8 protein-coding genes and 1 pseudogene are annotated in these 9,829 nt (G+C 71.1%); 3 read left to right on the top strand and 6 right to left on the bottom strand.

Annotated features, from left to right (window positions below):
* The 3 genes from GWI24_RS33270 to pdhA form a co-directional block, all read right to left on the bottom strand.
* Positions 1-254: biotin/lipoyl-containing protein (locus tag GWI24_RS33270; protein WP_374103368.1), on the bottom strand; the 254-nt coding region annotated here is incomplete at its 3' end.
* Positions 255-267: 13 nt separating this feature from the next.
* The gene (locus GWI24_RS33265; RefSeq protein ID WP_210949775.1) at positions 268-1,248 is read right to left on the bottom strand and encodes an alpha-ketoacid dehydrogenase subunit beta; all 981 of its coding nucleotides are present in this window, start codon (positions 1,246-1,248) and stop codon (positions 268-270) included.
* A gap of 1 nt (position 1,249) precedes the next feature.
* Positions 1,250-2,416, bottom strand: coding sequence for a pyruvate dehydrogenase (acetyl-transferring) E1 component subunit alpha (gene pdhA, locus GWI24_RS33260; RefSeq protein ID WP_210949774.1), 1,167 nt, complete (start codon positions 2,414-2,416; stop codon positions 1,250-1,252).
* Positions 2,417-2,738: 322 nt separating this feature from the next.
* Between pdhA and GWI24_RS33255 the strand changes: the two genes are divergently transcribed.
* Positions 2,739-3,407, top strand: coding sequence for a response regulator transcription factor (locus GWI24_RS33255; protein ID WP_210949773.1), 669 nt, complete (start codon positions 2,739-2,741; stop codon positions 3,405-3,407).
* A 654-nt stretch (positions 3,408-4,061) separates the two neighbouring features.
* Positions 4,062-5,102 (top strand): phosphotransferase, encoded by a 1,041-nt coding sequence (locus GWI24_RS33250; RefSeq protein WP_210949772.1) that lies wholly within the window; start codon positions 4,062-4,064, stop codon positions 5,100-5,102.
* Positions 5,103-5,129: 27 nt separating this feature from the next.
* Here the strand turns inward: GWI24_RS33250 and GWI24_RS33245 are convergent, their stop codons facing one another.
* Complete coding sequence (locus GWI24_RS33245; protein WP_210949771.1) at positions 5,130-6,716, bottom strand: protein kinase; 1,587 nt, start codon at positions 6,714-6,716, stop codon at positions 5,130-5,132.
* A 312-nt stretch (positions 6,717-7,028) separates the two neighbouring features.
* On the opposite strand from GWI24_RS33245, the gene GWI24_RS33240 reads away from it, so the two are divergent.
* Complete coding sequence (locus GWI24_RS33240) at positions 7,029-8,693, top strand: protein kinase (RefSeq protein WP_210949770.1); 1,665 nt, start codon at positions 7,029-7,031, stop codon at positions 8,691-8,693.
* 127 nt (positions 8,694-8,820) lie between these two features.
* On the opposite strand, the gene GWI24_RS33235 is transcribed toward GWI24_RS33240, so the two are convergent.
* Together GWI24_RS33235 and GWI24_RS33230 are read right to left on the bottom strand one after the other, a co-directional pair.
* Entirely contained in the window at positions 8,821-9,390 is a 570-nt protein-coding gene (locus tag GWI24_RS33235) for a bacterial proteasome activator family protein (RefSeq protein WP_210949769.1), read from the bottom strand.
* A gap of 108 nt (positions 9,391-9,498) precedes the next feature.
* Positions 9,499-9,829 (bottom strand): annotated as a pseudogene (locus GWI24_RS33230) (hypothetical protein); the annotation flags it as partial.

Here is a 9,829-nt window from a genome sequence, read left to right as displayed (position 1 = left end):
ACCGAGATGATCGGCGTGCCCACGTCCACGGTGGTGCCCTCGTCGAAGCGCAGCTCGTGCACCACGCCGTCGAAGGGGATGGGCAGCTCGACGGCGGCCTTGGCGGTCTCGACCTCGCACACCACCTGACCGTCGGTCACGGTGTCGCCCGGCGCCACGAACCACTTGAGGATCTCGGCCTCGGTCAGCCCCTCGCCCACATCGGGCATCTTGAACTCACGGAAGCGCTGTTCGACTGCGGTCATCGTCACGATCTCCTCAAGCCCTTCAGTACGCCAACGCGCGATCTACGGCGTCGAGCACCCGGTCCAGCCCCGGAAGGTACTCGTCCTCGAGCCGTGACGGCGGGTACGGCGAGTGGAAGCCGCCGACCCGCAGCACCGGGGCCTGGAGGTGATAGAAGCACCTCTCGGTGATGCGCGCGGCGATCTCCGACCCGGTGCCCAGGAATACCGGTGCCTCGTGGACGACGACCAGCCGCCCCGTCCGCTCCACGGAACGCTGGATCGAGTCGAAGTCGATCGGCGACATCGACCGCAGATCCAGGACCTCGATCGACTTGCCCTCCTCGGCGGCGGCCGCGGCGGCGTCCAGGGCGACCTTCACCATCGGGCCGTAGGCCGCGAGCGTCAGGTCCGTCCCCGGCCGCACCACCCGGGCGGCGTGCAGCGGACCGGGGATCGCGGCGGTGTCGACCTCGGACTTGTCGTGGTAGCGGCGCTTGGGCTCGAAGTAGATCACCGGGTCATCGCTGTCGATGGCCTGCTGGAGCATCCAGTAGGCGTCGGAGGCGTTGGCCGGTGAGACCACCTTCAGCCCCGCCACATGCGCGAACAGCGCCTCCGGCGACTCGCTGTGGTGCTCCACCGCGCCGATGCCGCCGCCGTACGGAATGCGGACGACGACCGGCAGCTTGACCTTGCCGAGCGAGCGTGCGTGCATCTTGGCGAGCTGGGTGACGATCTGGTCGTAGGCGGGGAAGACGAAACCGTCGAACTGGATCTCCACCACCGGGCGGTAGCCGCGCAGCGCGAGCCCGATCGCGGTGCCCACGATGCCGGACTCGGCGAGCGGGGTGTCGATGACCCGGTCCTCGCCGAAGTCCTTCTGGAGCCCGTCGGTGACGCGGAAGACGCCCCCCAGCTTGCCGACGTCCTCGCCCATGATCAGGACCTTGGGGTCGGTCTCGAGGGCCGTCCGCAGGGATGCGTTGATCGCCTTGGAGAGCGACATCTTCTCGGCGGCCATGTCAGATGCCTTCCTCAGCGGTGACGAACGAAGCCTGGTACTCGGCGAACTGCGCCCGCTCCTCGTCGACGAGCGCGTGCCCGTCGGCGTAGATGTGCTCGAACATCGCCATGTCCTCGGGGTCGGGCATGGCCCGTACGGCGTCCCGGACCCGCTTGGCCAGCGCGTCGCTCTCCCGCTCGAGATCGGCGAAGTACGCGTCGTCGGCCAGGCCCTCGCGGGTCAGCAGGGTGCGCAGCCGCAGGATCGGGTCCTTGGTCTCCCACAGCTCCCGCTCCTCGGGCGAGCGGTAGCGCGTGGGGTCGTCCGAGGTGGTGTGGGCGCCCATGCGGTAGGTGAACGCCTCGATGAGCATCGGGCCCTGCCCGGTGCGCGCCCGCTCCAGCGCGGCCTTGGTGACGGCCAGACAGGCGAGCACGTCATTGCCGTCCACCCGCACCCCGGGGAAGCCGAAGCCCTGGGCGCGCTGGTAGAGCGGCACCCGGGTCTGCTTCTCGGTGGGCTCGGAGATGGCCCACTGGTTGTTCTGGCAGAAGAAGACGACCGGGGCGTTGTAGACCGCGGAGAAGGTGAACGATTCGGCGACATCGCCCTGGCTGGAGGCGCCGTCGCCGAAGTAGGCCAGGACCGCGGCGTCCGCGCCGTCCTTGGCCACGCCCATCGCGTAGCCGGTCGCGTGCAGGGTCTGCGAGCCGATCACGATGGTGTACAGGTGGAAGTTGTTGCTGTTCGGGTCCCAGCCGCCGTGGTTCACCCCACGGAACATCCCCAGCAGATTGGTCGGGTCGACGCCCCGGCACCATGCCACTCCGTGCTCGCGGTAGGTGGGGAAGACGTAGTCGGCGTCGTTCAGCGCCCGGCCGGAGCCGATCTGCGCCGCCTCCTGGCCGAGCAGCGAGGCCCACAGGCCCAGTTCGCCCTGGCGCTGCAGGGTGGTGGCCTCGGCGTCGAACCGCCGTGTCAGCACCATGTCCCGGTACAGACCGCGCAGCTCCTCCGGGGTGGGGTCGATGGCGTACTCGGGGTGCTCGACACGCTCGCCCTCGGGGGTCAGCAGCTGCACGAGTTCGGGCTGGCCCGCAGGCTGCTTCTTGGCGTCCCGCGCGGTGGTGCTGCGCTTGGCTCCGCTGCGGCGCGGCTTGCGCGCGGCAGTGCTCTCCACGGTCACGTGTGCTCCTCCGTCTGTCCGGCCCCCGGGATCCGCCGGCGGCCAGTTGCGGCTCGCCCGTTCCGCCACGGCGCACGGGGTGGGTGCGCCGGAGCATGACCGGGCGTGACAGGTTCCCGGCGGCTGGCCCTGCACAAGGCACGTTACCCAGTGCGTCGCATGTCTGCGAAACCCCACCTGACCTGCAATTTTGCTTGGATTTCCAAGTAAATCGCGTGGATGGGGAAACTTCCACTGGTCACAGCCCCACAGGCCGCCGGACAAGCGCACGGTATCCCGCTGGACAACGACGCGGGAAGACTTCGTGTGTGAGACTGGATCCGTGCGCGAAGAAGGAAAAATAGGGATTTTCCTGGTCGACGACCATGAAGTCGTCCGGCGCGGCGTACGAGACCTGCTCGCGGGCCAGCCGGACATTGAGGTGGTCGGCGAGGCGGGCACCGCGGCCGACGCGCTGGCGCGGATCCCGGCCGCCCGTCCGGACGTCGCCGTCCTGGACATTCGGCTGCCCGACCGCAGCGGGGTCGAGGTCTGCCGGGAGATCCGCGCCCGCTACGAGAGCGTCCGCTGCATGATGCTCACCTCCTTCGCCGACGACGAGGCGCTCTTCGACGCCATCATCGCGGGCGCCTCCGGCTATGTCCTGAAGGACATCCGCGGCGATGAACTGCTCGCCGCGGTCCGGGACGTGGCCGCGGGCCGGTCGCTGCTCGACCCGGTGGCCACCGCCCGGGTACTGGAGCGGCTGCGCGGCCAGACGGCCGCCCAACCGGACGACCAGCTCGCCGCCCTCACCGAGCAGGAGCGCCGCATCCTGCTGCTGATCGGGGAGGGGCTCACCAATCGGGCGATCGGCGAGCGGCTGCATCTCGCCGAGAAGACGATCAAGAACTATGTCTCCAGCCTGCTCTCCAAGCTGGGCATGGAGCGCCGCTCGCAGGCGGCGGCGTACGTCGCCCGAATGCAGGCGACGCAGGCCCAGAAGCGCTAGCCCTGGCGGGGGCGGTGAAGGCCCAGAAGCGCTAGCCCTGGCGAGGGGCGGTGAAGGCCCAGAAGCGCTAGCCCTGGCGAGGGCGGCGAGGGACCAGAAGCGCTAGCCCTGGCGAGGGCGGCGAGGGACCAGAAGCGCTAGCCCTGGCGAGGGCGGCGAGGGACCAGAAGCGCTAGCCCTGGCGAGGGCGGCGAGGGCCAGAGCGCTGACCCCGGCGGGGGCGACGCAGCCGATACGCCCCGGCCCTGGGCGGGGGCGCAGGTCTTCCCTCGGCATCGATTTGCGGCTCCGCCGCGTGGCAGGCTTCGCCGCACGGCAGGGCTTCGCCGCACGGCGCGGACACCACCGCACGGCAAGGGCACCGCCCCTGCACCCCGGGGTCTGGGCTCGCCGACGAGGGCACCCTCCTCGGCGTACCGGCACCGCCCCTGCACCCCGGGGTCTGGGGCGGAGCCCCAGTTGTGGGAAGGGGCGGGGAGGGGAACAGCCCGCCGCAGGCGTCACGATCCGTCGGACACCCCCAGCCTTGACCCCGGCCCGGGCCCGCCACGGCCCTGCCACGGCCCCGCCGCGGTCAACCAGCCGTCCCCCGGGGTGCCGTGCTCCGGCTTCGCGCGCCGTGGCGGTGATGTCCGGTGATCTAACATCTGGCAGGTGCCGCGCTCACATGTACGCTCCGCCGAGGCCGCTCCCGACGGGGAAACCCTGAGCGCCCTGCTCCGCCGCTATGACACCGCCGGTGAGGCCGTCTCCTGCGAACCGCTCACCCAGGGGCTGCTCAACCGGGGCTACCGCCTCGCCACCACCCGCGGCCGGTTCTTCCTCAAGCACCACCTCGACGGCGACCGCACCGCCATCGCCCGCCAGCACCGCGTCACCCAGCGGCTGGAGGCGCTCGGGGTGCCCGTCGCCCCGCCGGTCCCGGACGCCGACGGCCGTACGGTCGCCGTCATCGGCGGCCGCTGCTACGCGTTACACCCCTGGATCGACGGGCGGCACCGCGACGGCGGTGAGCTGACCACCCCGCAGTGCTGGCGGCTGGGCGGGCTGCTCGGGCTCGTCCACACCTGTCTGGAGCGCGTCATGCGGGCCCGTACGGGCGACCGCAGGCCGCCCGTGGAGGCCGCCGCCGACCCCGAGGACACCTTCGCCGTCATCGACGAGCTGCTCACGCTCATCCGGGGGCGCCGGAACCGCGACACCTTCGACGAGCTCGCCGAGCACCGGCTGGTCGAGCGGCGGGCGCTGGTGGAGCGGCACGCCCACCGCCGCCCGGAGGCGGACGCGGTACCGGTCGCCGGCTGGGTGCACGGCGACTTCCACCCGCTGAACCTGCTCTACCGCGACACGGAACCGGCCGCCATCGTCGACTGGGACCGGCTCGGGGTGCAGCCGCGCGCCGAGGAGGCGGTCCGGGCCGCCGCGATCTTCTTCGTACGGCCCGACGGCACCCTGGAGCTCACCAAGGTGCGGTCCTACGCGCGGGCGTACCGCGGCGCGGCGGGGGCCGGGACCTCCGAGATGGCCGCGGCCGTGCACCGGGTGTGGTGGGAGCGGCTCAACGACTTCTGGATGCTGCGCTGGCGCTACCAGCGCGGGGACCGGCGCGCCGATCCGCAGTTCCCGGCGGCCGCCGCGCTGGTGGTGTGGTGGACCCGGGAGTACGACGCGGTCCGCGACGCCTTCTGCGGGTGACGGGGGCGCCGTGGGGCGCCCCGGCCGTCAGGGCGTACCGGCGGCGCCACCGTCCGTGGCGCCCGCCGTGCCACCGGTGGGCTCGGTGGTGCCCGGGTCGGTCTCCGGGTCCGTCGGCGGGGTGGTCTCCTCGCCGCCGCCCGGGGTGGTCTCCCCGCCGGTCGGCTCGCCGGTGCCCGGGTCCGTCTCCGGGTCCGTCGGCTCGCCCGTGGGGTCGTCCGAGTACGTCGGCGTCGGGTTCGCGGTCGGGGTGTAGTCGCTGCCCGTGTGCCCGGAGGTGTTCTCGTCGTCGCTCGGGACCGTCTCGTCGCCCGAGTCGTCGCTCGGCTTGTCGGTCGGCTTCTCCGTCTTCTCCTGGGTGACCGACGTCTGGTGCTTGCCCGGCTGCTTCCCGCCGCCCTTGTCGCCGGCCTGGAGGGCGAAGGCGACCCCCGCCGCGACCGCGATCACCGCGAGCACGGCGATCAGCCACATCCTGCCGCGGCCCTTACGGCGGCCGGAACCGCCGTGGTAGCCGCCGCCCCCGCCACCGGGGCCGGTGACGATCGGCTGCTGGGAGGTCTCGCCGTGGCCCGGGTGCGGCAGCGCGGTGGTGGCCCCGACTCCCGGCATGCCCATGGCGGGGGTGGCGGCGCCCAGGTGCTGGGTGACCGGGCCGGTGTTCCACATGCCGGTGTGGCCGCCGGCCTCGTGGAGCATCTGGAGCGCGTACTGGACCAGTCCGCGCATCTCCTCGGCGCTCTGGAACCGGTCGTCCGGGTCCTTGGCGAGGGAGCGCATGACCAGGCCGTCCAGCTCCGGCGGCACGGTGCCGGAGGTCTCCGACGGGGGCACCGGGGTGTCCTGGACGTGCTGGTACACCACCGACAGCGGGGTCTCCCCGGTGAACGGCGGGCGCAGCGCCAGCAGCTCGTAGAGCAGGCAGCCGGTGGCGTAGAGGTCGGAGCGGTGGTCCACGGCCTTGCCGAGGGCCTGCTCCGGCGAGAGGTACTGCGGTGTGCCCATGACCATGCCGGTCTGGGTCATGGTGGACTGCGCGCCGTGCAGGGCGCGGGCGATACCGAAGTCCATGACCTTGACCGCGCCGCTGTGGGTGATGATCACGTTGGCGGGCTTGATGTCACGGTGCACGATGCCGTGCTGATGGCTGTAGGCGAGCGCCTCCAGCACCCCGGAGACGATGATCAGCGCCTGGTCCGGCGGCGGGGCCTCGGCGTTGAGCAGCAGATCGCGGATGGTCCGGCCCTCGACCAGCTCCATGACGATGTACGGCACGGTGTTCTGGCCGACGGTGTCCTCGCCGGAGTCGTAGACCGCCACCACGGCGTGGTGGTTCAGCCCGGCCACGGACTGTGCCTCGCGGGTGAAGCGGGCCTTGGACACCGGGTCCTCGGCCAGATCGGCTCGGAGCAGCTTCACCGCGACCGTACGGCCGAGCCGGAGGTCCTCGGCAGCGAACACCTCCGCCATACCGCCGCGGCCGAGTCGACTGGTAAGCCGATATCGACCATCGCCGACAAGTCCTCCGTTGCCCCACACCTCGGGCGTATCCGACATTCCGGACCCGCTGGCGTCAGGTTCGGAGGGCCCCTGGGCGCTCTGGGTCTGTGCCATCGGTCCTCGCCGTCTCGTTCTCGGTGGGGGTCGGGTCGAGATCGCCCCGCCCACGGGCGGTACGGTTCCCGCTAGGCACGCTACAGCCTTCGCGCCGTGTATCGGTTGGTGATGGACCGGCCATCAAACCTGTTGACGGTGAAGCGATGCAAATCGCGTGACGGGTTCTTGCGCATCCGGTCACGGAACGGGCAACGCGGCTTGACGTGTCCGTGGCCTGGGGCAGACTTGGCCACGATATCCAGAACATCAAGATCAATGCGTCGAAACGTGCGCGTCAGAGTAGTGAGTGCGCCGAGGGGGAAGTACGAAATGAGCCAGTACGGCGCATCGGGCAGGTACCAAGGCCACTCTCTGGCGAACGGCCGGTATCAGCTGCGTGACCTGCTGGGTGAGGGTGGCATGGCCTCCGTTCACCTGGCCTATGACACCGTGCTGGACCGCCAGGTCGCGATCAAGACGCTCCACACCGAGCTGGGACGCGAGCAGTCCTTCCGCGAGCGGTTCCGCCGCGAGGCCCAAGCGGTGGCGAAGCTCACGCACACCAATATCGTCTCGGTCTTCGACACCGGCGAGGACGCCATCGACGGCTCGCTGATGCCGTACATCGTCATGGAGTACGTCGAGGGGCAGCCGCTGCGCTCGGTTCTGGACGGCGACGTCCGGCAATACGGCGCGATGCCGACCGAAAAGGCACTGAAGATCACCAGCGATGTGCTGGCGGCGCTGGAAATCAGCCATGAGATGGGGCTGGTCCACCGCGACATCAAGCCAGGCAACGTGATGATGACCAAGCGTAATGTGGTCAAAGTCATGGACTTCGGCATCGCCCGCGCCATGCAGTCCGGGGTCACCTCCATGACCCAGACCGGCATGGTCGTCGGCACCCCGCAGTACCTCTCGCCCGAGCAGGCGCTGGGCCGCGGCGTCGACGCCCGCAGCGACCTGTACTCGGTCGGCATCATGCTCTTCGAGCTGCTGACCGGCCGGCTGCCCTTCGACGCGGACTCGCCGCTGGCCATCGCGTACGCGCACGTCCAGGAGGAGCCGGTCGCGCCCTCCTCGATCAACCAGTCCATTCCCCCGGCGGTGGACGCGCTGGTCGCCCGCGCTCTGAAGAAGAACCCGAACGAGCGCTTCCCGACCGCCGAGGCCATGCGCGACGAATGCGCACGAGTCGCCCGTACCGGGCAGACCGGCGCCTCCCCGATCATCATCAGCGGCGGCCCCCCGGCCCGCAGCGGCGCCGGTGTCGGCTCGGCGGTCTTCCCGCCGATCGACCAGCAGACGCCCGCGCCCGGCCCCGGCAGCGTCCAGACGCCGTACCAGCCGCAGCACTCCCCCGGGCAGTTCGGCGCCTTCGGCCCGTCCACCCCGCCGCCCCCGGTCGGCCAGGCTCAGTCCACGACACCGCTGGGGCAGTCGGGCTATCAGACCCCGAATTCGTCGTACCAGGGCCCCAGCACCCCGCCGCCGTACAACATCTCGCCCTCGACGCCGTCCGGGAACGGGGGCGGTGGCGGCAACAAGCGCGTGATCATAGGCTCGGCCGTCGTCGCGGCGATCGCGGTCATCGCCGTGATCCTGGTCATCGCGCTCCAAGGCGACGGCGGCGGCTCCAAGGACGAGAGCAAGGGGGGCGGTGGCGGCAAGTCGGCGTCGCCGTCGGCCTCCGACACCGCCGCGGGCTTCCGCATGGGCGACAAGACCAAGACCATCGACGCGAAGAAGTGCACCGACGCGTACGAGGACACCGACGAGAAGGGCACGTACTCGGTGCCCGACTTCCAGAACCTCTACATCGACTCGGTGAAGAAGTGCATCCGCGCGGCGGGCTGGAAGTACCGCGTGGTGCCCCAGGACGAGAATCTGTGGGGCAAGGGCACCGTCCTCAATTACACGTACCGGAACTACGAGCCGTACAACCCCAAGACGGACACCATCGAGCTGACCGTCTCCACCGGCAACCCGGGGTAGGGGGCGCTCGCTCCGCTTCCGGCGTGACGACGCCGCGGGCCTCATCGGAAGGTGAGGCCCGCGGCGTCGTTTCGTTGTGTCCGGTGCGTGTCCGGTCGTTGTGTCCGGCGCGTGGCTCGGGAGCGGCTCAGAGATACGGCCCCGAGCGGGCGCCGCCCGGCTTGGGCACGGCCTCGTCCTCCTCGCCCCCGCCGATCCCCGGCGGCAGCGCCCGGCGCATCTGCTCCAGTTGCGCGCGCGCCGCCATCTGCTGGGCGAACAGGGTGGTCTGGATGCCGTGGAACAGCCCCTCCAGCCAGCCGACCAACTGAGCCTGGGCGATGCGCAGTTCCGCCTCGGTGGGCACCGCCTCGTCCGTGAAGGGCAGCGACAGCCGCTCCAGCTCCCCGATCAGCTCGGGCGCGAGCCCGTCCTCCAGCTCCTTCACCGAGCTGGAGTGGATCTCCTTGAGCCGGACCCGGCTGGCCTCGTCGAGAGGTGCGGCGCGGACCTCCTCCAGCAGCTGCTTGATCATGCTGCCGATCCGCATGACCTTCGCCGGCTGTTCGACCATGTCCGTCACGGGAACCTCGCGCGACTCGTCGTCACCACTGCCCTCGCCAGAAGCAGGAGCGACGCCGCCGAGTGCCATGCCGTCCGGACCGACGACCAGGACGTGCGGGCTCTCCTGCGCTCGTTCGTTCATCGGCTGGTTCATACCCCCATTGTTCCGCACCGGCACCCGGTACGACGGGCGAGGGTCGAGGATTCGGCGGCGATCACCGGCGACGGCCGTCAGCGGCGGCCATCAGATCAGTGGCGGTGATCAGCGACGGCGCAGCCGCAGACCGAAGAACGCCAGGCCGAGGCCGAGGCCGGTGAGCGCGAGACCGGTGCCCAGCGGCAGCACCCGCATCGCCCGCCCGCTGGGCTCGGCGGCGGTCCGCTGAGCACCGTAAGGCTGTCCGGACGGGAGCGATTCGCGCGCCTGATGCCGGTCCGGCCGCTGCGGGACGGGGAGGGAGGACGGCGTCCACTCGGGCACCACCGAGAACCGCCCGGTGCTCTCGTCGTCCCCGGTGTCGGCCGAGGGGTCCCCGTCCGGCGACGAGGGGGTCGGCGTCCCGGCCCGGCCGGGGTGCGCACGGCCCTCGCCC

It is taken from the genome of Streptomyces sp. MK37H (assembly GCF_018035285.1).
Taxonomy (GTDB): domain Bacteria; phylum Actinomycetota; class Actinomycetes; order Streptomycetales; family Streptomycetaceae; genus Streptomyces; species Streptomyces endocoffeicus.
The sequence above is the reverse complement of the archived record's forward strand: the minus strand, read 5'-3'. Positions and strand labels throughout refer to the sequence as shown.

Excerpts from the sequence above, each read along its gene's own strand:
- GWI24_RS33235 (WP_210949769.1), bottom strand. The coding sequence starts at position 9,390 with ATGAACCAGCCGATGAACGAACGAGCGCAGGAGAGCCCGCACGTCCTG.
- GWI24_RS33240 (WP_210949770.1), top strand. The coding sequence starts at position 7,029 with ATGAGCCAGTACGGCGCATCGGGCAGGTACCAAGGCCACTCTCTGGCG.
- GWI24_RS33245 (WP_210949771.1), bottom strand. The coding sequence starts at position 6,716 with ATGGCACAGACCCAGAGCGCCCAGGGGCCCTCCGAACCTGACGCCAGC.
- GWI24_RS33265 (WP_210949775.1), bottom strand. The coding sequence starts at position 1,248 with ATGGCCGCCGAGAAGATGTCGCTCTCCAAGGCGATCAACGCATCCCTG.